17 protein-coding genes are annotated in these 21,902 nt (G+C 42.0%); 13 read left to right on the top strand and 4 right to left on the bottom strand.

Translation table 11 applies throughout. The features are described 5' to 3' along the window. The first annotated feature begins 61 nt into the window (after nt 1–61). The 5 genes from SFRI_RS21600 (at nt 62) to SFRI_RS18425 (ending at nt 6,344) form a co-directional block, all read left to right on the top strand. Nucleotides 62–412 carry a hypothetical protein gene (locus SFRI_RS21600; protein WP_041413232.1) on the top strand — a complete coding sequence of 117 codons (351 nt, stop codon included), beginning with the start codon at nt 62–64 and terminating at the stop codon, nt 410–412. After that, the gene (locus tag SFRI_RS18440; protein WP_011639004.1) at nt 400–1,359 is read left to right on the top strand and encodes an efflux RND transporter periplasmic adaptor subunit; all 960 of its coding nucleotides are present in this window, start codon (nt 400–402) and stop codon (nt 1,357–1,359) included. The genes SFRI_RS21600 and SFRI_RS18440 overlap by 13 nt, the downstream gene beginning before the upstream one ends. 16 nt (nt 1,360–1,375) lie before the next feature. Continuing rightward, on the top strand, nt 1,376–4,564 hold the full coding sequence (locus SFRI_RS18435; RefSeq protein ID WP_011639003.1) for an efflux RND transporter permease subunit: 3,189 nt from the start codon (nt 1,376–1,378) through the stop codon (nt 4,562–4,564). Nucleotides 4,565–4,752: 188 nt separating this feature from the next. After that, complete coding sequence (locus tag SFRI_RS18430; RefSeq protein ID WP_011639002.1) at nt 4,753–5,127, top strand: BlaI/MecI/CopY family transcriptional regulator; 375 nt, start codon at nt 4,753–4,755, stop codon at nt 5,125–5,127. Then, a complete protein-coding gene (locus tag SFRI_RS18425; protein WP_011639001.1) occupies nt 5,127–6,344 on the top strand; it encodes a M56 family metallopeptidase in 1,218 nt (405 codons plus the stop codon). The genes SFRI_RS18430 and SFRI_RS18425 overlap by 1 nt, the downstream gene beginning before the upstream one ends. 61 nt (nt 6,345–6,405) lie before the next feature. On the opposite strand, the gene SFRI_RS18420 is transcribed toward SFRI_RS18425, so the two are convergent. After that, the gene (locus SFRI_RS18420) at nt 6,406–7,614 is read right to left on the bottom strand and encodes a potassium/proton antiporter (RefSeq protein ID WP_011639000.1); all 1,209 of its coding nucleotides are present in this window, start codon (nt 7,612–7,614) and stop codon (nt 6,406–6,408) included. A 303-nt stretch (nt 7,615–7,917) separates the two neighbouring features. On the opposite strand from SFRI_RS18420, the gene SFRI_RS18415 reads away from it, so the two are divergent. From SFRI_RS18415 to SFRI_RS21090, 4 genes are all read left to right on the top strand, one after another. After that, nucleotides 7,918–8,292: a hypothetical protein gene (locus SFRI_RS18415; RefSeq protein ID WP_011638999.1), complete on the top strand. Its 375-nt coding sequence runs from the start codon at nt 7,918–7,920 to the stop codon at nt 8,290–8,292. Nucleotides 8,293–8,509: 217 nt separating this feature from the next. Beyond that, nucleotides 8,510–11,344: a hypothetical protein gene (locus SFRI_RS18410; protein ID WP_011638998.1), complete on the top strand. Its 2,835-nt coding sequence runs from the start codon at nt 8,510–8,512 to the stop codon at nt 11,342–11,344. Nucleotides 11,345–11,428: 84 nt separating this feature from the next. Next, nucleotides 11,429–14,113 (top strand): TonB-dependent receptor domain-containing protein, encoded by a 2,685-nt coding sequence (locus tag SFRI_RS18405; RefSeq protein WP_011638997.1) that lies wholly within the window; start codon nt 11,429–11,431, stop codon nt 14,111–14,113. A gap of 287 nt (nt 14,114–14,400) precedes the next feature. Further along, the gene (locus tag SFRI_RS21090) at nt 14,401–15,381 is read left to right on the top strand and encodes a hypothetical protein (RefSeq protein ID WP_011638996.1); all 981 of its coding nucleotides are present in this window, start codon (nt 14,401–14,403) and stop codon (nt 15,379–15,381) included. 48 nt (nt 15,382–15,429) lie between these two features. On the opposite strand, the gene SFRI_RS18395 is transcribed toward SFRI_RS21090, so the two are convergent. The 3 genes from SFRI_RS18395 to SFRI_RS18385 form a co-directional block, all read right to left on the bottom strand. Then, entirely contained in the window at nt 15,430–16,497 is a 1,068-nt protein-coding gene (locus SFRI_RS18395; RefSeq protein WP_011638995.1) for a methionine synthase, read from the bottom strand. Nucleotides 16,498–16,541: 44 nt separating this feature from the next. Further along, nucleotides 16,542–17,516: a DUF1852 domain-containing protein gene (locus SFRI_RS18390; protein WP_011638994.1), complete on the bottom strand. Its 975-nt coding sequence runs from the start codon at nt 17,514–17,516 to the stop codon at nt 16,542–16,544. 539 nt (nt 17,517–18,055) lie between these two features. Next, entirely contained in the window at nt 18,056–18,637 is a 582-nt protein-coding gene (locus tag SFRI_RS18385) for a protein tyrosine phosphatase family protein (protein WP_011638993.1), read from the bottom strand. Between the two features lie 878 nt (nt 18,638–19,515). On the opposite strand from SFRI_RS18385, the gene SFRI_RS18380 reads away from it, so the two are divergent. The 4 genes from SFRI_RS18380 (at nt 19,516) to SFRI_RS21595 (ending at nt 21,816) form a co-directional block, all read left to right on the top strand. Beyond that, nucleotides 19,516–19,863: a hypothetical protein gene (locus tag SFRI_RS18380; RefSeq protein ID WP_011638992.1), complete on the top strand. Its 348-nt coding sequence runs from the start codon at nt 19,516–19,518 to the stop codon at nt 19,861–19,863. Between the two features lie 81 nt (nt 19,864–19,944). Further along, entirely contained in the window at nt 19,945–20,226 is a 282-nt protein-coding gene (locus SFRI_RS18375; RefSeq protein ID WP_011638991.1) for a hypothetical protein, read from the top strand. Between the two features lie 442 nt (nt 20,227–20,668). After that, nucleotides 20,669–21,214 (top strand): hypothetical protein, encoded by a 546-nt coding sequence (locus SFRI_RS18370; RefSeq protein ID WP_011638990.1) that lies wholly within the window; start codon nt 20,669–20,671, stop codon nt 21,212–21,214. A 191-nt stretch (nt 21,215–21,405) separates the two neighbouring features. Next, complete coding sequence (locus SFRI_RS21595; protein WP_011638989.1) at nt 21,406–21,816, top strand: hypothetical protein; 411 nt, start codon at nt 21,406–21,408, stop codon at nt 21,814–21,816. Nucleotides 21,817–21,902: the final 86 nt, after the last annotated feature.

Here is a 21,902-nt window from a genome sequence, read left to right as displayed (position 1 = left end):
GGCTAAGCCTATTTCCGTTGATATTTATTGTCGACGGTCTAGATTGTTTTTAGGATTAACCATGAAAATCAAATCAGTCCCAGCACTACCTTTATTGGCAGCATTAAATGCCAACGCTATGTTGAGCCATTTAGTGAATCATTTTGTGAATCGTTTTGTGAATCGTGCTCAGTTAAATATTCTGCTAGGCACTCGCTCCATCTCTCTGCCAAGCATTCGACAATATGACCGCATGAACTCCAGCGTTTCGCGAGCATTATTGTTCAGTGTAGCGCTATTGCTATCATTATTTGCACTGTCTAGTTCGGCTGTGCAAGCCAGCAGTGAATCAACCGAGGCCGCTCATCAAGAGTCGTTGTTAACCTTAGTGCAGAGCAGCGCCAACTCGCGGGAGTGGAAGTGGCACAGTTAAGTGCGACCGCGTTTAATTTACAGGCCGTTGCCACCGCTCAGCTGGTTGTAGATAAAGACAAAACTATCACCATAGCGCCGCAATTAGATATGCAGGTGCTTAAGCGCCATGTGGTGCCAGGGCAACAGGTGCAAAAAGGCCAACCATTATTGACTATCGGCGGGGCAGATATTGCTGCGGCGCAAGCCGATTACGTTAATGCTGCAACGGAGTGGGATCGTATAAAGCGCATGAGCCAAGGAACGATTAGTGCCAGCCAGCGTATGCAAACCGAAGTCAATGCAGAGCTTAAACGTGCCATTTTACAGTCGGTAATGATGTCCACAAAACAGATAGCCGAGCTAGCAACATCGCCAAGTTCAATTGGCCAGTTTCAGTTATTGGCTCCCATAAATGGGCGGGTTCAGCAAGATATTGCCACAGTAGGACAAGTGCTAACCGCGGGCACACCTTTGATGCAACTGACTGATGAATCGTATTTGTGGGTGGAGGCTGAACTGACGCCATTACAAGCAGATCAAGTCAATATGGGCACCGATGTTTTGGTGCGAGTGGGAAGCCGTACTCGAGAGGGTGTCATTATTGGACGTTCGCATGAAATTAACTCGCAAACCCGCACTGAGCAAGTATTAGTGCGTATGGCAAACCCTGGCCATGACTTACATGCTGGTGAGTTTGCCGAATTATACCTAGCAGCAAATCAAGGGGCAGAGCCGCTTGGGTTTATTGTGCCAGATGCTGCGTTAACACGCAGTGGTGATGGTGATTGGCAGGTGTTCATAGAACAAGACGGTGGATTTAGTGCAGTAGAAGTTTCTGTGGTAGAGCGTCAACGTGGACTGAGTTTTATTCGTGGTTTAGTACCACAAACTCGCGTTGTTGTATCTGGTGCTTTTTTCTTAGCATCTGAGCAAGCAAAATCTGGCTTTGATATCCATAACCACTAAGCGCTAAGGCATCATAATGTTATATAAATTAATTGAGATTGCCGTTGAAAAGCGGTTATTGGTGTTACTTGGATTACTGGCCACTGTGGTGGCATCGGTATTCATGTTACCGAAGTTAAATCTAGATGCGTTTCCGGATGTCACCAATGTGCAGGTGACCATTAATACTGAAGCGGAAGGGTTGGCGGCAGAAGAGGTCGAGAAGCTGATTAGCTATCCTGTCGAATCGGCAATGTATGCATTACCGGCGGTGACCGAGGTGCGTTCATTATCACGTACTGGTTTATCGTTAGTGACAGTGGTGTTTGCCGAAGGTACCGATATTTATTTTGCACGTCAGCAAGTGTTTGAACAACTGCAAGCTGCAAAAGAGTCGATTCCTGCGGGTGTCGGTAACCCTGAAATTGGCCCGAATACCTCTGGTTTAGGGCAAATTTATCAATACATTTTACGGGCTGAACCCGAAACCAATATCAGCGCATCTGAGCTGCGGAGCTTAAATGACTATTTAGTGAAGTTGATATTAATGCCGGTGAGTGGGGTGACTGAGGTGCTGTCGTTTGGCGGCGAGGTGTTGCAATACCAAGTGCAAGTTGATCCTAATAAACTGCGCAGTTATGGCTTGTCGATGAGCCAAGTTAGCCAAGCATTGGAAAGTAATAACCGTAATGCTGGTGGTTGGTTTATGGACCAAGGCCAGGAGCAATTAGTGGTTCGTGGTTATGGTTTGTTGCCCGCTGGCGACGCAGGTTTACAGGCCATTGCCGACATTCCGTTAACCGAAATCAATGGCACGCCAATACGAGTGGCCGACATTGCTAATGTGGCTTTTGGTAGCGAAATAAGAGTCGGTGCAGTGACCATGTCGCGTAGGCAAGCAGCGGCTAATGGCTCGTCGTCCGATGTACAAGCGCTAGGTGAAGTGGTTGCAGGCGTTGTGCTTAAACGCATGGGCGCCAATACCAAAGCCACTATTGACGACATCAATTCACGTATTAGTTTAATTGAACAATCCTTGCCAAAAGGAGTGTCATTTGAGGTGTTTTACGACCAGGCGGATTTAGTCGATAAAGCGGTCACTACTGTGGTTGAAGCGCTATTGATGGCCTTTGGGTTTATCGTGATTATTTTGGCGTTGTTTCTGGTCAATATACGGGCGACATTGTTGGTATTACTGTCGATCCCAGTGTCGATCGGGATCGCGTTATTGATCATGTCTTATTACGGCATGTCAGCTAACTTAATGTCTTTAGGTGGTCTTGCTGTCGCGATCGGTATGCTAGTTGATGGTTCAGTGGTGATGGTCGAAAACATCTTTAAACATGTTAGTGGCGAAACTGGCGCCAACCAATCTACTGAAGCTCATGTTGATAGTGAATCAGAATCTCAAACCCAAAGCATGGCGATTAGGATCATGCTGGCGGCAAAAGAAGTGTGCAGTCCTATCTTCTTTGCAACAGCGATTATCATCGTAGTATTTATGCCGTTATTTGCTCTTGAAGGTGTAGAGGGTAAATTATTTCAACCTATGGCCGTGAGCATTATTCTCGCCATGATGGCGGCATTAGTGGTGGCGTTATTTGCGGTGCCTGCATTGGCGGTGTTTCTATTTAAACGCGGTATTGTAGTGCGTCAAAGCAAAGTGTTGGCCCCCATTGACGCAGTCTATCGACGAGTACTCACGCTAGTGTTATCAAGCCCTAAATCGGTGATGTTAGCGGCAGTTGTTTTGTTTGCTGCAAGCATGCTGTTATTGCCAAAGCTAGGCACTGAATTTGTGCCTGAATTAGAAGAGGGCACCATCAACTTACGGGTGACACTGGCGCCTACAGCCAGTTTGGCCACTTCGGTTAACGTCGCGCCTAAAATTGAAGCCATGCTGCTTGAGTTTCCCGAGGTGGAATATGCGTTAAGTCGAATCGGGGCTCCCGAACTTGGCGGCGACCCTGAACCTGTGAGTAATATTGAAATATATATTGGCCTTAAGCCGATAGAGCAATGGACATCGGCAAGTTCGCGCTTTGAGCTACAGCGTTTGATGGAGCAACGGCTAGCGATATTCCCAGGATTATTGTTAACCTTCTCACAACCGATAGCGACTCGAGTCGATGAGTTGTTATCGGGCGTTAAAGCGCAGTTAGCGATTAAGATATTTGGCCCCGATTTGAGCATATTGTCGGAAAAAGGTCAGGTGTTAACCGATTTAGTCGCTGCCATTCCTGGGGCGGTTGATGTGTCGCTAGAACAAGTCAGCGGTGAAGCTCAGTTAGTGGTTCGACCTAAACGTGAAGTACTCGCTCGCTATGGTATTAGCGTCGATGAAGTCATGAGTTTAGTCACTCAAGGTATTGGTGGTGCCAGTGCTGGCCAAGTGATTGATGGTAACGCCCGTTATGACATTAATCTACGATTAGCAGCGCAATATCGTAATGCGCCAGATGCGATTGAAGACTTGCTACTCAGTGGTGCTAATGGCGCGATTGTACGCTTGGGCGATCTCGCTGATGTGGTGATTGAAATGGCGCCGCCGAATATTCGTCGTGACGATGTACAGCGCCGAGTGGTGGTGCAGGCTAATGTATCGGGGCGTGACATGGGTTCGGTGGTCAACGATATTTATGCCATTGTGCCGCAAGCGGAGTTACCTGCGGGCTATACGGTTGTGGTGGGCGGCCAATATGAAAACCAGCAACGGGCGCAACAAAAGCTAATGTTGGTGGTGCCCATTTCTATCGGACTTATTGGTTTATTGTTGTATTTCTCGTTTGGTTCACTCAAACAGGTGGCATTGATTATGGCTAACGTGCCATTGGCATTAATCGGCGGCGTGGTGGCTTTATATGTCACTGGCACCTATTTGTCGGTGCCCAGTTCAATCGGTTTTATCACCTTGTTTGGTGTTGCTGTGTTGAATGGTGTGGTGCTGGTGGACTCGATTAACCAACGTAGACAGTCATCAGATGAAAGTCTGTACGACAGTGTTTATCAAGGCACGGTAGGGCGGTTACGACCGGTGTTAATGACGGCACTCACCTCTGCATTGGGGCTGATCCCTATCTTGTTATCATCTGGTGTGGGCAGTGAAATTCAACAACCATTAGCGGTGGTGATCATTGGCGGCTTGTTTAGCTCAACTGCTTTGACTTTACTGGTGTTGCCGACGGTTTATCAGTGGTTGTATCGAGATAAGTTATTATCGAAATAAAGCCAATTAGCTAAATAACATTTCAATTTTAAGCCTAATTATCTGATTAGGCTTTTTCATTTTCATTCGTAAACCGCTCGAAAATAATACTTGCCTATTTAAGATTACAGTTGTAATTTAAATAGGCAGATTACATCTGTAATCCATTTATAATCTAATAAGTTCTAACAACAAATGAGCGGTATCGCATGAAAGAAATCAGCAATAGTGAATTAGTCGTGTTGCAGCAGCTTTGGCTGCAGTCGCCATTGACCTCGAGTGAAGTGGTTGATGCATTAGAACAAAGCCATGACATGCATGAAAAAACGGTTAAAACCTTGCTTAATCGTTTAGTCAAAAAACAAGCCGTCAGTTTTGAAAAACAAGGTCGGGTTTACCATTACTCACCATTAATTGCTCAGCAGGACTATACCGTTAAAGAATCGCTTTCTTTTGTGGACCGCATGTTTGCTGGCAAGTTAACCCCATTGGTTGCCGGTTTTGCGCAAAAGAACAAGCTGTCGGCAGAAGATGTCGCCGAACTGCAAACCTTACTTGATGATTGGCAGAAGGAACAAAAGTGATGATTAATTGGTTTATGGAACAAACCATCTCATTGAGCGTGGTGTGTTTAGTATTACTGGTATTGCACCGGTTTATATTGTCTAAATTTGGGGCGCACTATACCTATTTTATGTGGATATCCGTGCCACTCTTAATCATTGCAGATTTACTGCAAATGATATTACCGCACCACTTTAGCTGGTTTGGTAGCAATAACGCAGCCTCAATCATCCAGCAGTATTATGTGTTTGCTAGCGATACCGCTGCGTTGTCGGCAGGCTTATTTGACTTATTATATCTGCCATATCTCTACGGTATCGTTATCACGTTATTAGTCGCTAATATCGTGATGGAATACGGCTACCTGCAACGGTTAATCCAGCGTGGATGTCAGCTAGATATTCCTTCTGTAAAGCTTAACGTATTAGCCCATCCAGATATTGAATCACCTATGCTCGCAGGGTTTATTACCCCCAGTATTTTGGTACCAACAAGCTTTACGTTACTCGAAGAAAGCCAGCAGCAAGCCATTATTCAGCATGAGATTTATCACTATCAACGTGGTGATTTATGGGCAAATGCCCTGGCTTATGGATTAACCGTATTGTTTTGGTTCAATCCGTTGATGTGGTTGAGCTATCGCCGTTTTAGACAAGATCAAGAATTGTCATGCGATGCGCAGGTCACTGCCAGCATGAAAGCCCAAGCTAAAATTGCCTATAGCAGAACACTACTGGCCTATTCACAACATGCACCTTTGAGCATGTTACACACCCATTATGGGGATAAAACCATCTTAAAAGAGAGGATCTTACAGATGAAAAAGCAACATGGAAAAAGCACCTTAACATTGATTGGAATGACATTGGCTATTGGTGTTGGTGCCTTTATGTTTAATCAGCAGGTATTTGCAGGTAATAATCTTAGCGTTGAAAACAAAGCCGATGCTATGGCGATGCCTGTGATAAGAATTGAGCCTAGCTACCCAATTGATGCTGCTAAAGAAGGGCTTAATGGCTATGTGCAAATGTCATTTGATATCAGTCCAAATGGCAGTGTGAACAATGTTAGAGTGACTAAGTCGTCGCCGAAACAAGTGTTTGATGCATCGGCAGTTGAGGCACTTGAACAATGGAAGTATCAACCCTCTGCAACTGGGTTTAAAGACCTACAAGTACAGTTAGACTATGTGATCCATCAGCCTGATAAATCAGTTGAGAGAATCACGGTAAAATAACTAATAACAAAGATACTGAAAATGATTCAATGCCTCATTGCTATGAGGCATTGAATCATTTTTATAGATCTGGCTTTTTGGGCTGCAGTTTTAGGCCTAGTTTATTGGCGAGCGGCTCGATAGCGGCGCCTTGGACAATGACCGACATCAGTACAATGAAAAACACCATGTGGATCATTTCACGCGACCCCTCTACTCCTGCAGCTGCGGGAATAAGTGCAAAAACAATTGGCGTAGCACCTTTTAATCCGATCATAGAAACAAACAAACGTTTGCGCCAATTAGCTTGTTTAAATGGCAAGTAGCACAGCTGCACAGCCAATGGGCGCGCGACGACAATAAGTAATATAGCCGGTAGCAATGAGGCTATGAACACCGGCAATAATTGCTGCGGGAATATCTGCAAACCTAAAATGATGAACATTAATGACTGAGCTAACCACGATATACCATTAAAGAAATGCTTACTGACTTCAGCACCCTTCTTTAAGTAGTTGCCAATGATCACCCCTGCAATATAAACCGCAATAAGCTCGTTCCCCCCTAAGATTTCTGTGCTTGATACTGTGATGGCAAAGCTGGCTAAAATAAAAACGGGGATAAGTCCAAATTCAGGCAGTTTAATGCGATTAAGTGCCCAAACGGCCATTTTACCCATTATTAACCCCACTACCGCCCCAACACCAATTTGCTGGCCGAGACTCGATAACACTGAAAGTGCAGTAGGTGCGCCGTTGGCACTATTGATAATAAAGTCGGTTAACATCACCACCATTAACAAGGCCACAGGGTCGTTGGTAGCCGATTCGAATTCTAAAATGGTGCCCGTACCGTGTTTTAATTTAAGTTTTTTTGACTCTAAAATAGAGAATACGGCCGCTGCATCGGTAGACGACACTACCGCGGCAAACAACATGCAAGTAATGAGGTTAAAGTCGAGTAATGCATTCAAGATAAAGCCAAAAATAATGGTAGTGAATATCACCCCCACAGTGGATAACATGCCACCTTCTTTCCAAGAAAACTTAATGTGTTTCATTGGGGTATTTAGGCCACCCACAAATACTATGGTGTTTAATGCTAAGGTGCCAATCACTGAAGTAAGCTGAAGATCGTCATATACAAAACCAAATTCACCATTGCCAAATGCCAAGCCGACACCCATAAAGATCAGTAACGATGGTAAACCTAAAGTTTTGGATGGATGATGAAGTAAAATGCCAATGGCGATAAGTATGGAGATCCCTAAAATAATAATATCTGGTGGCATATGGGCACTCCTTGTGTGATGAAGATTGTATCAAATGGCTATTTTAGCATTAAAATCGTCTAAACTTATTTCATGAGCATTTATTAATATTTTTTTATATCTTCAGAGTCGGTTTGATTAATGTCATTGCCGTGTGTTTATTAGACTATAAAAGGGTAATAAATAGCCACCAGCCTTAGCCTTTTTTGTTGAGGCATCTTGCTTAATCATCTTGTTGATAGTGGATGCGACATTTTTAGTTAACATATTTACCTCATTAGTGAGGTGTTAATATTAGCGTAAGCAGTATCTCTTGGAGTTAACATGGCCATATTCATTAGCTTGTGGGGCGTAATAACATTCAGTTTTGGCCTGTTCATGATGTTGGCTCCAGCGCATTTTGCAGATCAAATTGTTCGTTTTAGCCATCAACGCTATTTCCATTACATTGAAATTATATCTCGGTTAGTTCTCGGGAGTGTATTACTACTCGATGCGCATAACACTTCATCGCCATTAGTGTTCGAAGTGATAGGTAATTTATTGTTTATTATTGCAATTATTCTTGTTTTTATGACCGAAAAATATCACAAAAAGTTTGCTTTATGGTCTGCCTCATATTGTGTCAAAGCATTCAGACCCGCAGGGTTGTGCGCCATTATTTTTGGTTTGTGGACCGTTTATGTTAGCTATTATTAAGTTGATTAGACCTAAAACGTTATATTTTCGCTTTTTTTGTTAAAAATTTATGCCATTCAAATATCCTCCTAAGCTGCATAGCCATTGGATTTGCACATTTCTGTAATGTTAATGAAATGTGACTGTCATGTTTGCGCAGTCTTTTTGTCATTTTTGCAGGTTAGCTTGTCATCCAGCCAACTAACTCACACGCTTAAATCCGTCTTCGGAGATGACAATGGAACTGAAAAACATTTTTAAACTTACTGCACTTTCTACAGCCCTTGCTGCAACATTAGGGCTCGCTGGTTGTGGTGGTGATATTAATATCAATGCGGGTAGCGATACTGTTACACCGACTACGCCAACAACTCCAACTACACCCACTCAGACAGAACAACAAAAATCATACAGTGGCTTTGCAACTAAAAGCACCACCATGACAGCCGTTGATGGTAAAGAAGTTTGGGTATTAAAGGGAACTCTTGCACCTTCTACAGCAGCATCAACAATTACCACTGGTGGCCAAGATGGCGACAAAATCGTATTAGGTAATGACGTTGTATGGCAGCTTGATGGTGCAGTGATTGCCGGTGGCGACAATGCCAATGCGGTTGAGTTATCGATATTACCTGGCACCAAAATCTTAGGTGGCAGCGATTCATATTTAGTGGTTAGCCGTGGTTCTAAAATTATGGCTGATGGTACTGCAACTGCCCCTATCGTATTTACGTCTGTTGAAACGGCTTTAGGCCAAGAAGGTAAAGCGGGTCAGTGGGGTGGTTTAGTGTTATTGGGTAATGCGCCAGTAAACACCTGCCCAGATTTAACTAATTGTTCAGCGTCTTTTGAAGTGGGTAACCACAGCTACGGTGGTAATGACACCGAAGACAATTCAGGTTCAATCAAGTATGTACGTGTTGAGTTTGGTGGTTTCAAAATCAATGACACCCAAGAAATGAACGGTATTAGTTTTGCCGGTGTGGGTGCGGGTACTGAAATTGACCACGTACAAGTTCACATGAATAACGATGACGGTTTTGAATTCTGGGGTGGTAATGTTTCAGTAACAAATATCGTACTGACAGAAAACTTTGATGACTCGTTAGATTGGACTAACGGTTGGCAAGGTAGTGCGCAGCACGTTTATATTCGTCAAGCTGATAACGCATCTAACCGTGGTATTGAAGCCGACAGTAACAGTGACGCAAGTGCTGTACCTATGTCCAAACCAGTGTTAGCCAACTTTACTATTCAGGTTGCTAACGGCACCAACAGTGGTGGTGACGATGCGGAAGGTATTTTATTCCGTAAAGGCACTGGCGTGAATACCTATAACATTCTTGTTAAAGGTGACGTTGATTCTGGCGAATGTTTAGAGGTTAACGACGACAATACCGTTAACAACGCCAACACGGCAGAATTGACGATGCAAAACAGCTTAATTGACTGTGTTGAACCGTTCAAAAATGCCAAGGCAGATGCTGCAGAAGGCCGTACTTTAGCGCTAGATGTTGAAGCTTGGTACAAAGGGCAAGCGGATAACCTAGTTGCAGCAGCAGATTTAACCGATTACATGCCTAATTCATCATCTGTTGCATTAACGGCTGGCAAAGCAGATTTGGCTAACCTTGATGCGCGTTTGGTTAATGCTAACTACATTGGTGCATTTGATGGCACTAACGATTGGACGGAAGGCTGGACCACAGCCATTCATGACGATGTAACGCCAACACCGACAGCATTACCAGTATTAACCTCTTGTCCAGTAGGCACAACAGCTTCAGCTGCAACAGCAGGTTTATATAAAGATGCATCAATTACCTTAATTTGTACCCTTGAAGGTAATGTTTTAAGCAACACGACTCTTCTCGCTGGCCAAAACGTAATGTACAAAATTGATGGCGGTGCAGTCGTCGTGGGTGGAGATAACACCACGCCTGCAACATTGGCTATTCAAGCGGGCACTAAGTTATTCGCGACATCTAACAGCTTTATCGCGGTGAGTCGTGGCTCAAAAATTATGGCTCAAGGTAGTGCAACTCACCCAATTGAAATGACCTCTGAAGAGGATGTGATTGCGGGTGCAAGTGGCGAACGTGGTCAATGGGGGGGATTGGTTATTCTAGGTAATGGTTTAACTAATACATGTCCTGATCATAATGCTTGTTCAGCGTCGTTTGAAGTCGGTGACTTCCCGTACGGTGGTAACAACAACGCTGATAACAGCGGTCAAATCAGCTACGTAGTGATTAAGTATGCTGGCTTTAAAGTGAATGATACTCAAGAAATGAACGGTATCTCATTTGCGGCTGTGGGCAGCGGAACTCAAGTCGACCATATTCAAATTCACGCTAACGGCGACGACGGTGTTGAGTTTTGGGGTGGTGCAGTTAACTTGAAATATGTGTACTTAACTGAAAACTTCGATGACAGCTTAGATTGGACTAACGGTTGGACAGGTAAAGCACAGTTTGTGTATATCACTCACGAAGACGGTAATGCTAACCGTGGTATCGAAGGTGATAGCCATAAAGGTGCTACTGATACCCCAGTGTCGGCGCCAAAATTAGCTAACTTCACTATTTTACCGGGTACAGATATTGCTAACGCAAGTGGCGATAAAGGTGAAGGTATCTTGTTACGTGTTGCTACTGCTGGTGAGTTATACAACGTGTTAGTTCAAGGTCGTAAAGGCAGCACTGCTGATACTGAGTCTGGCGAATGTTTAGAGTTAGATGGCTCTTACGCTGGTTTAGTCGACAACGTAAACAGCAAAACGCTAACCATGTCTCATTCAATTATCGACTGTAACGAGCCCTTTAAGTACAGCTCTGATAATGCCGCAACAGCAGACGCTGTGAATGTTGAAACCTGGTTCATGGGCCAAGAAGGAAACTCAACAGCTGCAGTGACTATCACTGACGGTATGCCAGCAGCAACAGATACAACGCTACTTGGCAAAGGTAAAGACTTAAGCACTGATGATAGCTTTTTCGAATCAACCAACTTTATTGGTGCATTCGATGGCCAGAATGACTGGCGTCAAGGTTGGGCTTACTTTCCACAGTAATCACCTCGATAACCTTAATCTGTGACCTATTAATAGCCGCCCGCAAGGGCGGTTATCTCTGAACCGCATACAGGATAGTTAAGTATGAAAACCAAGCCGAGTTTTACCGTTAATAAGTTAAGTCTTGCCATTATCTCTGTGATTTCTGCGGCGACACTATTAACAGCTACCCCCGTATACTCGCAAGAACCAGCGCCTGTTCGTGATCCTGGTGAAGTGATTCCAATTGAACCGATAGAAGTGATTTCAGTTACTGGGCGTTTACGTAGCTCTGCATCGGAAGCAACTGAAGAACGTCGTGAACAAATTGCTGTAGCCGATATTATGGGCTCAGAACAAATTTCAAGAACCGGTGACGGTGATGCAGCCGCAGCGCTTCGTCGTGTGACAGGTTTAACCTTAAAAGATGGCAAATTCATTTATGTTCGTGGCTTAGGTGAGCGTTATTCAAGTACCTCACTGAATGGCGCGACAGTGCCATCGCCAGACCCAACCCGTAACGTAGTACCTTTAGATATGTTTCCTGCATCGATCATTGAATCATTATCGGTGCAAAAGTCTGCCTCAGCTAATTCACCTGCCGCATTTGGTGGCGGGCATGTTGATATTCGCACTAAATCAATTCCGGCCGACTTCTTCTTTAAAGCGTCAGTAGGCGGTCGTTATAACACCAATGACTCAAATGACAGCTACACCTACAACGGTGGTGGCGATGATTGGACTGGCCAAGACGATGGCACTCGCAGCATGCCAAGCAACATTAATAACACCATTAATCAATATGGTGGAATTAGCCCAATTGATATCGTCAGCAACTCTAATGGCGCTATAAATTACCCAGCAGCACAAAAAGTTAACCGCGAACTAGCACTAGACATGTACCGCGATATGACGGTACACAGCCAAAGTACAGACCCTGCAATGCGCGGCGATATCGCCATTGGTGATCGTTGGGACATTACCGACGATATTATCTTTGGTGCATTGTCAGCCGTGTCTTACAAGAAGCAAGCTGAAAACTACACTAAACGTGAAGTTGAGCTTGATGGTGATAGCAGCCAAGTACAAGTTGAAAACCAGAAAGACATCGTTGGTACCGACTCAATAGTCCAAGTGTCTGGCATGCTTAACTTAGGCTTAGAGATTGGCTACAACCATAAAATCGAAACCTTCACTACTTACCTGCAAGACACTTCAGATGATGTGTCTATGGGGATTGAAGAAACCATCGATACTTTGGGTGAGCCAAATGCACTGCAAGTTTACGCCATTGATTATGAAGAACGTTCGCTTATCAGTAACCAAATTAAAGGTCATCATTTTATTGAATATTTGAATGACGCTGAATTTAATTGGAAGTTCTCCGATGCGCGCTCAGAGCGTTATGCACCAAATGAAGTGTCGTATACCTACAACGTGATTTTAGACGACAGCAACCAGTTATTATCACGTAACCTCAATACTCAAGATGCACCCAAGTATGTCTACAGTCGCCTAGAAGATGATAGCCAAAACTATGCTTGGGACTTTATGTATCCAATTAATCTAGACGGCGCCGTGGTTAAACTGACTACCGGCTATGAATACTTTGAGCGTACTCGCGAAAGCTATGCAACTCGCTTAGGGTTTGATGTCGATTTAAGTCCAACCGATGCCAATGGCGCTATTTTAGCGGGTGATTTTGATGAGATTTTCTCTGATAAAAACATTACCGACAATACCTTAGGGCTAGAGCTGAAAGACGCATCAACTGACACTGAAGACTACATTGCCGCCGAGAAAAACGACGCTGCATTTGTGAGCATGGACATCGACTTTGACGATGTTTGGCGCGTCTATGCTGGTATTCGTTATGAAGATTTTCGTCGCGTCACTTTGCCTATCGACCCCAATGGTGAAATATCAGATGAAGGTGGTCGTTATCAGTTATCTGACTACGTGATAGCAGAAGACGGTTGGTTCCCATCGTTGTCATTAACCTGGAAACAAACCGACACCACCCAATGGCGTTTTGGCGCGAGTAAAACCATTGTACGACCAGATCTACGTGAAGTGTCACCGGTTCGATTCCAAGATCCAGTTACTGGTTTTGACTTCTTCGGTAACCCAGAGTTAAAGAGTTCAGACATTCTTAACTTAGATTTACGTTGGGAATACTATTCTGATTCGGGTAATAATTTCAGCATGGGCGCATTCTATAAAGATGTAGATGCACCGATTGAGCCGATTCAACGTATTTCAGAAGCAGGGCGTCAGCTCAAGTTTTATAACGCGCAGTCGGGTTATGTGTACGGTCTTGAAACCGAGTTCTTACAAGAGCTTGAGTTTTTGGGTCGCGATGGCAGCATTTGGGAAGACTTCTTTGTTGCGGGTAACTTAACTCTAGGTGACTCAGAAATCGATATCGCTGCTAACGGCGAAATTGACCCAACCAATAAAACGCGCCGCATGACCGGACATTCACAATGGGTGGCTAACTTACAGTTAAGTTACGACTCGTCAGACAGTTATCACAGTGCCACATTAGTGTATAACGTGTTTGGTGAACGTATTGCTTATGGTGGCCGTGGTGGTTTAGACGATGTATTTGAAAAGCCATTCCATAGCCTTGATTTTACCTATAGTTTCTTCCCGACAGATAGCGTTACGGTAAAAGTAAAAGCGAAAAATATCTTAGGTGAAACCACTGAATACGAACAGCAAGATCTGCAAGTGTACGCTAAAGACCCTGGCACAGAGTTCACTTTGCAATTTAGCTATGAGTATTAATAGGTTTAATCGTTACGTGTAATAGTGCGTTCAAGAGTTACGTATAAAAGAGTACTTGTTTTTAGTGGTTTTTATTCATCATTTCAATCGCTAAAAATGTGCATGGCCACTTTCTTCGGAACAAAGAAAGTGGCCTTTTTTTGTTTAATAACAAGATAACGCTACACAAACTCAGCTTATCTAACGGATAAATAAATTAACCTCAGTGTAAACATTGGCACTTTTCTATTTCAAATTGGGTAGAATACTGGCTTGCTCGTTACTGATACCTCAATGGACCCGTGTTAATGCCCAAAATTCTGCCCCTTTTCACCCCGTTAAAGCTGTGTATATATGTGATGTTGGCGTTATCTACCAGTGCATGTGCTATGCCGATAGGCATGATCCAAGCGGGTAGCATTACTGCTCCGACTATTGACGAAGCCAGTGGTTTGGCGGTATCGAGGCTCAACGACAATATATTGTGGCTACATAACGACAGTGGTGACACCGCAAGGATTTTTGCCATTGATACCCAAGGTCATCAGTTGGCGACAGTTAACATTACAGGCGTTAAGAATAACGATTGGGAAGACATCGCCTCGTTCGTTTACCAAGGTGAATCGTATTTATTGATCGCCGATGTGGGTGATAACCAAGCGAAACGATCGCAATATCAGCTACATCTGATCAAAGAGCCTGATTTAAGCCAACTGAATGGCCAAAAAACACTGTCGGCTAAACCCGTTTGGAGCATGACATTTACCTACCCAGATGGTGCACACGATTGTGAATCTGTAGCCGTTGATGTGGCTAAGCAAAAAATACTGTTACTGAGCAAACGCGATAAATTACCAATATTATTCGAGCTGCCATTAATGGCTCCAGCTTTAGGACAAAGCGTTTCCAACAATTCATCGGTTCAAATGGTTAACAAGCAAGCCAAAAAGCTAGGCGAAATCGCGCCTTTACCAACCGCCATGCTCGATTACGCCAGTATCTATACCTGGATTGGTTTTGCCGGAAAACCTACAGCCATGGATATATCAGCTGATGGTTTATCGGCGGTGGTATTAACCTACACTCACGCGTTCTATTTTACTCAAACTGAGCCAGGTGATTGGTTAACGTTGTTTTCTACACCGCCACAAGAGATTTCTCTGCCAGCGATAAAGCAAGCCGAAGCCGTGGGTTTTAGCCCAGACGGTAACAGCATTTTTATCACTTCAGAGATGATCCCAGCACCCTTGTATAAAATGGATTTGAAAGGCTTTCATACTCAACGGTAGGTGATGTGTGCTCGCACTGCGATTAAATCGCCGTAGATTGAATAAATGTTAATCCCTAAGGTTCAACAATCCTTTGGCCGATAGCTCTTTTCTAACAATGTCAGCCCCTGCACTTAAGGCATGTAACTTACCTCTTGCTACATGATGAGGTAAGGGCGCCATGCCACAATTGGTGCATGGATAAAGCTTATCGGCATCTACGTACTGAAGTGCTTTTCGGAGGGTATTAGCGACTTCCTCTGGTGTCTCAATCGTATTACTTGCTACATCTATGGCACCAACCATCACTTTTTTACCTCGAATGAGTTCAAGCAGCTCAATTGGCACATGAGAGTTGTGACATTCTAGTGAGATAATATCGATATTAGACTGTTGCAGTTTAGGGAACGCTTTTTCATATTGTCGCCACTCTGAGCCCAGTGTTTTTTTCCAATCAGTATTGGCTTTGATGCCATAGCCATAACAAATATGCACAGCCGTTTCGCACTTTAGTCCTTCAATGGCTCTTTCTAAACAAGCAATTCCCCAATCATTTACCTCATCAAAAAAGACATTAAATGCTGGCTCATCAAATTGAATAATATCAACACCTGCAGCTTCTAATTCTTTGGCTTCCTGATTAAGAATTTTAGCAAATTCCCACGCTAGCTTTTCACGACTTTTATAATGGTCATCAAAAAGCGTATCAATCATTGTCATGGGACCAGGCAAAGCCCATTTAATGGGTTGCGTGGTTTGCTGACGTAAAAACTTGGCATCTTCAACAAAAACTGATTTTTGGCGACTAACAGGGCCGACAACCGTTGGAACACTAGCATCATAGCGATCACGAATTTTAACGGTTTTACGCTTATTAAAATCAACACCGTTAAGATGTTCAATAAACGTAGTCACAAAATGTTGGCGTGTTTGCTCACCATCACTAACAATATCAATGCCTGCGTGTTGTTGATCTTGTAATGACAAACGTAAAGCGTCTTGTTTGCCCTCAATTAATTCCTCACCTTGTAGTTTCCAAGCTGACCAAAGTGTTTCGGGTTCAGCAAGCCAAGAGGGCTTAGGTAAACTGCCTGCAGTTGAAGTGGGTAGTATTCTTTTGTTAATCAATGTTTTCATAATAAGTCATGCCGTATGTTGGGTGTAATGATTAAACGCAGCGATTAAACGTAATTGGCAGACCATTGCTCAAGCACCGTTTGATAGGGTTTGATGAAGTGCTTCTCAGCAAACTTTCCCTGCTCATTAGCCAACTTGCTACGTTCTTCTCGATCATAAACAATTTGCGTTAATGAATGATCTAGGTTCTTCAAATTGGGTTGATAGGACTTTCCAGCAGCGGCATTCGCATTATAAATCTCTGGTCGGTAGATTTTTTGAAAGGTTCCCATAGTGCTGATGGTGCTGATAAGCTCAAGATTAGTGTAATCATTAAGTAGATCACCAAAGAAATGGAAAGCCAACGGCGCAACACTATTTGGCGGCATAAAATAACGTACCTGTAGTCCCATTTTTTTGAAATACTGCTCAGTCAAAGACGACTCATTTGGCTGGTATTCAACCCCCAATACAGGATGCTGATTTTCAGTTCGATGATAGGTCTTGTTATCTGAAACACTAAGGCAGATAACAGGTGTTTTCTTAAAATTTTGTTTGTAAGCATTTGAATTAACAAAATACTGAAACAGTTTGCCATGCAGCTCACCAAAGTTATCTGGAATACTAAAGTTGGGCTGGTCTTTATTATGAGCCTGCAGTAATACGCTAAAATCATAATCCCGCACATAAGAGGAAAAATTATTTCCTACAATACCTTCAATGCGTTGGTTAGTTTGATGATCAACAATATTCGTTTTCAATATTTCAATCGATGGGAAGGTTTTACCACTGCCTTCAATATCCATATCAACAGAAATGATTTCAAGTTCGACGGAGTAACGATCGCCTTTAGGATTATCCCAATTCGCTAAGGCATTAAAACTGTTATCAATCATCTTTAACGCGTTGCGCAAGTTTGCTTGGCGATAGCTTCCTCTGGCCAAATTAGCAAAGTTGGTGGTGATACGTGTACTGTCTGATGGATGATAATCTTCATCGAGGCGAATGCTCTTAATCGTAAATGTGAAATCTTTATTCATGATGATCTGGTATCCAATTTTGTGATTTAAAAGCCTGAATTTACGTTTTGCTGTTTATCGATATGTTCTATTAGTGCTGATTTTCTCAACAAGTCGCTGTGACAGCTTTGTCTGCTTTGTGCCTGATGGCTTAATTAGGGAGCAGCTGTAATATTGTTTGGCGCTAAAAGCATGAGTAATTTATACGTGGGTCGGGACATGAAGAAAAACGGTTTTATTTCACCTGCAGCATGAGCAATATTCATGATTATAAATAAGCGTTAGTACCTAGAGATTATTTGCGGTGTCGGACGACAATCTTGAATAATATGAGTATTGAATAATATGAGTATTGAATAATATGAGTATTGAATAATATGAGTATTGAATTACAAGGCTATCTAACTCAGTTGGCTAGTGCTTGTTGTCTAGTACTTGTTGAAGAGAGCGGAGGTATTATTTGTTCTAAAGCCTGCGGCAGGTAATTAGTTAGGATGAAAGTGCAGGATTTTATCCTGCACTTTCATTCGGCACTGGCCAAAGGGATCGCAGTATTTACATTACTGTTGTTTGGTTTGATATTGCTGTTTTGCATCTTCTATCAGTTGTTGCCATTGAGGATATTCAGCAAAGCTTTGTTGTAAGTCGCCCCAAGGTGTTAGTGCTTCAGCCATTGACGGCGCATTGTTGTGGCGGGCTTGGTATAAGTAATAAAAGGCTGAGGCACGATAATTAGCCGCGCAATGCACTAGCACTGGTGCGTCGCCATTTTGCTCCATCAGGCTAAAAAATTGCTGTAGATTTTCTTGTGTAGGCTGCTGCCAGTCCACGCTAACATTGTGATAATTCATACCGAGTTGAGTGACGATTTGCTGCTCATTGATTAAGGCGTTTGGATTATCATTAGGAATGAGGTTAATCACGGTTTTAATACCCGCCTGAGCGAGCTGTGCAAATTGCGGCTCTGTGGGTAAACCCGCGGTAATGACTTGCTGGTTATTAAATTTAATTGCTTTTATGTCGCCAAGCTTGCTGGTATCAATGTTTGCCATGCTCTCCGCACTGAACACTCCCGCACTAAAAAAGAAACAACACATTAATATGCTGGTGGACAGTAGGCGAAAACGTTGCAATATATTCATGTGATCCCTTGGGCTAATTTGATACGTGATAATGCGTGATGAGTTTTTTACTCTGTTCAAGTTAACGGCGCCATGAATGATAGTCAAATGTGATGAAAATTTTGGACTGGTTGCTAACCAATAAAGTTTATTTTGACTCCATTAATTTCAAACGAAAAAAGAACACAAAGCGCTTTGTTGCGTACCACTGGAAGCACGCCGTTCGTTTGCTAGAAACATAAAAACGTAATCAAAATCAAACTAAAGTAGTACGGTGAGAAAAATGGAATACTTCTAATTTATTGATATTGTTTAATTTAATTTTTTAGCATTTAAATTCACACTTTTAACGCGCAATTTCAGTTTTATATTTGAGTGTAAGAGTCAGTAAATTGCTTTACATCAATGAGATACAAAATGTAGGATGATATAAATCAATAACTTAAACGGGCGGCTTTATCGGTCGAGCCGTTCAATAAGCTGTTAACTTATAAAACCCAGATCAAGGAGGTCTATATGTCAGATATGATGAAGAGAGCTAAAGAGTTTCAAGATAGGGTTGCCCGTTTAAAAGAAGATTATGCTATTAACAAACCCGTTATGAACTACTAGCAACCTTAGAAGGTCAATCCAAGTTTCAGGAGTTATTAGATAAACACAGCAACACGGATAAAACTATCTCTGAGTCTCTCACTGATTTCAAAGATGATTTATCTGGTTGGTTGGATTCGAAACTATAGATTTTAGTATAAGTGAATCCATTAAGTTATTAGTACTAGAAGCTATAAGAGGTTTGCACTCGTCTAATGTTGTTATAGCTTCCTCTAGTGCGTTCTCAAGGAAACTTATATATTCATTTTTGTTCATAATTTATTACTTCTGTTAAATAGGTTTATATTTTGATTAAAATTGATTCTAGTATAGATACTTATAATGAAAATCTTGGTAAAGCTTATGACTCAAGATTATCCAAAGAAGATAAAATCATATTAAAAGATTACTTCTCAGATTTAGTATCTAACTCTTTTGCTAAAAGTCACCCAGTACCTGAAAAGGCATTAGAAGCATTGAAGCATATTGATAAATCTCTCCACGAAGCCAAGATAATTGACTATAAAAGAGAGAGTCAAACTAATTGGCAAAACAGCAAACCACAGTACCTTATCATAGGGGGGCTTATCTTTATTGTTGGTGCTATTGCCTGGCATTATTTATCTCCTAATTTACCCTCATTTGTAGGGTTTTAAAGTTAACAAGTCCTAACATAGGACAAGTCCCTTGCCTCTGTAGGAGGCGTTATATGCTATTCAAAGAGTCGGAGTTTTAAATTGGAATATAGTCAAACTAGTCAAACTAGTCAGACTACTGATCGAATCGTAGGTGTTGGTAATAGACTAATATCAGCGATTGAGTTGCAAGCGAACAATCAGAAAGAGCACCAAAAAGCAGTAGAAGAAAGCTCTAAATCGCAAAATAAGCATCAGAAATCAATAGTGGCTCTAACTGTTGTAATTGCATTATCTACAGTTATTTATACTGGCGTAACAGTGTGGTCTACTTTGTTACTACATAACCAAGTAACAATAGAGCAAACCTTAAGTGAAAACTAAGGTTTAGTGTTTTTCGCATATAACTAATAAGGATAGGCCGCGCGAAGCTGCGTCCTATCCCAAGTGTTGAATAAGCCCGAATGACTCTTTATTATGTAATTAACAGCTCGAGAAAACGCGCTGTTTGATGTGATAGTTATCGAATTAACCATGCTACCCATTGTTAAATTTCTGGAACGAGCTGTATTTTGAGTACTTTTTTAGGCATTCGTTATTCTGGATCAGCATTTTACATCTAGCGCTCAATTTTTACATTTGAATAGGACTGATGCCTAGCAATCAAAATTAAAAGCAGTTATGTTAATTAATAGTAAAAGTGGGGGCATAGTTTTTGTTCGTAAACTCACTGCGACAATTTTCTGTTGGCTTGGCGCAATGGTGGTCAACTGTTAATTGCCCCTAAGCATTCGTTATCCGCTTAGCATATATAAAAGGAATTTCTGTGTATTCTAATATAAATACAAAACTTACTAACTATTTTCTCATTAGGTTCGTCATTTGCATTGCTTTCGTAACATTGTACGGTTGTGGCGGTGGCAATTCTGAAGTGGAAGGCGAAAGTGTAGTACCTCCCATTGTATCTGTGCCTATTGATGAAACATTCGATCTGACTGGTTCATGGTTATCAAATTGTGGCGAAAGGAAAAATTTGGCATATTATACAAATGAATTAGTCTTAACTAGTGACAATTTAGAAATAATTGAACATAAATATAATACCTCTGATTGTGCAGGAACCCCTGTAGAATCTATTTCACAAACAATTAATCCCTACAGCTATCCCGAATCGAATCGTGATACAAATGATAAATTTATTGTTGTCGAAGTTTTTCAAGAGCCTCTATGGGAAATGACTGTAAACGTAGAAATTTATAATAACCTTTTGTATTTATCAAATAACTTATCAATTACCTATGAAGGCTATGCTTTCGAGTCAAATCATACAAATGAAATTAACTATGTTAATTATTTAACAAAGAAAGAATAATTTTTTGTACAAGAAGTCATTAAAGCAGGACAATAAATAGTTGTTTTTTTGATCATTCACTACTTCTTTTAATCGCTTATAAAAGTGGTAAAAGTGAATTTAAAGGTGAATTTAGTGGGGCAGGGTAAAGGCGTTAACCATGCCACCCATTATTAAATTCCCATTATTAAATTTCTGGAGAGAGCTGTATTTTGAGTACTTTTCTAGGCATTTGTTTACTGATACTGCCATTGATCTTTTTTGGCATTTATTCAAATCATGAATTCGATTTGTCGCTTTCGGATAATTTAAAAAAATGGAAATGGGGTAAGTATTTTGCCGTTATTCTTGTACTAATATACATAGTCTATTTGCTGATGTATGGGCACAGTTACGTTGTAATGGGTGTCGATGAAACAAGCACGTATTTAGAAGATTGGGTGCTGTATTATCTTGTGCCAGGTTTATGCTTAGCGGCAGTAATATACTCCAAACCGGTAGGTTACTTTTTTGGTGATAATAGCTCAGAGTTTGGCTCATCGATTAAAGAAGATGTTGCTTTTATGCTTGGCCTTCTGTGGTTGTTATTTTTTACTTGGCAAATATTCTTAGAAAGCTTGTAAACGACACGAATTAATCATGGCATCCATTGTTAAATTTTTACCTAGCCTTTTAAAGCCAGCTAGTAAAGTGAAGCTAGACTGTTCAC

It is taken from the genome of Shewanella frigidimarina NCIMB 400, from assembly GCF_000014705.1.
In the GTDB taxonomy this organism is placed as follows: Bacteria; Pseudomonadota; Gammaproteobacteria; order Enterobacterales; family Shewanellaceae; genus Shewanella; species Shewanella frigidimarina.
This window is presented reverse-complemented; position numbering and strand designations above follow the sequence as displayed.